Here is a 1407-nt window from a genome sequence, read left to right on the forward strand (position 1 = left end):
TGCCGTTACGCACCACCCCGTCAGTAGCTGAACAGGAGGGACAGCTGATAGAAACAGAAGCCACTGGAGCACCTCAAAAACACCATCATACACTAAATCAGTAAGTTGGCAGCATCACCCGCTCGGTTTTTGCCGATTGGCACCAACTTTCTATTTGTTACCATTTTTCGCCAGTGGGAATATACCAACAGTAGTCCGTCATCCAATAATAATAGTGGTATCATGTGCATTAGTTCAGCATTACCACTATGAATTATCGACCTTAAATGAAATCGATATCGCTTTGTTTGCTGCCAGAGAAATTATCATAGGGCTGTTCATTGCTTGCTTATTATCATCCCCGTTTTGGATTTTCCTTGCTATAGGTAGTTTTATCGATAACCAACGTGGTGCAACGTTAAGTAGTACTTTGGATCCTGCTACAGGTGTCGATACTTCGGAATTAGCAAGATTATTTAACCTATTCTCTGCAGCGGTTTATCTTACTAACGGTGGATTGAACTTTATTCTGGAAACTCTTTGGCAAAGTTATAATTTATGGCCTTCAGGCAATTTTAATTTTCCTAAATTAGAGCCTTTATTCTCATATATTAATAACATAATGACTCATACTATCGTTTACGCAAGTCCCGTGATTGCCGTTATGCTGGGCGGTGAGGCTGTCCTGGGATTGCTGGCACGTTATGCTTCACAACTAAATGCTTTTGCCATTTCACTGACTGTCAAAAGTGCGCTGGCATTTTTAATATTAATTATTTATTTTGGCCCAATACTGGCTGAACGAGTAATGCCGTTATCCTTTTTCCCAGAACAATTGCAACTATACATTGAGAAATAGAGTGTTTCATGGCCAATAAAACTGAAAAGCCAACACAAAGAAACTCCAGGATGCTTCTAAAAAAGGGCAAATTCTAAAAAGTAGAGACTTAACCATCTCTGTAATAATGCTTGTGGGTACTTTATATCTCGGATATGTTTTTGATGTGCATCACATTATGTCGATTCTTGAATACATCCTTGATCATAACGCTAAACCAGATATTTGGGACTATTTTAAAGCTATGGGGGTTGGTTGGTTGAAAACGATCATTCCTTTTTTGCTGGTTTGCATGTTCACAACAATACTTGTCTCCTGGTTTCAAAGTAAAATGCAATTAGCAACTGAAGCTGTTAAATTTAAGTTTGATTCATTGAATCCAGTAAATGGCTTAAAGCGTATATTTGGCTTAAAAACCGTAAAAGAATTTGTTAAAGCAATTCTTTATATTATTTTTTTTTGCATTGGCGAGGCTTTGTTGAATAAATCAGATTTCGGGTAAGTCTCCCCCGTAGCGGGTTGTGTTTTCAGGCAATACGCACGCTTTCAGGCATACCTGCTTTCGTCATTTTGTTCAGCGCTCGTACCAG

The 1407-nt window shown here is 38.7% G+C and carries 2 protein-coding genes and 2 pseudogenes; 2 read left to right on the forward strand and 2 right to left on the reverse strand.

The features are described 5' to 3' along the window. Positions 1-64 (reverse strand): IS1 family transposase (locus K0778_RS26035; protein ID WP_001676991.1); only part of this gene is annotated, 64 nt, incomplete at its 3' end. Between the two features lie 69 nt (positions 65-133). Here K0778_RS26035 and sctT point away from each other — a divergent pair. Both sctT and K0778_RS26045 read left to right on the forward strand, forming a co-directional pair. Then, a pseudogene (gene sctT / locus K0778_RS26040) lies at positions 134-838 on the forward strand (type III secretion system export apparatus subunit SctT); the annotation flags it as partial. An 8-nt stretch (positions 839-846) separates the two neighbouring features. Next, a pseudogene (locus K0778_RS26045) lies at positions 847-1283 on the forward strand (EscU/YscU/HrcU family type III secretion system export apparatus switch protein); the annotation flags it as partial. A gap of 61 nt (positions 1284-1344) precedes the next feature. Here the strand turns inward: K0778_RS26045 and K0778_RS28150 are convergent. Then, on the reverse strand, positions 1345-1407 hold a 63-nt coding region (locus K0778_RS28150), incomplete at its 5' end, for a hypothetical protein (RefSeq protein WP_224236997.1).

This window comes from Escherichia sp. XD33 (assembly GCF_019375075.1).
Taxonomy (GTDB): domain Bacteria; phylum Pseudomonadota; class Gammaproteobacteria; order Enterobacterales; family Enterobacteriaceae; genus Enterobacter; species Enterobacter flexneri_A.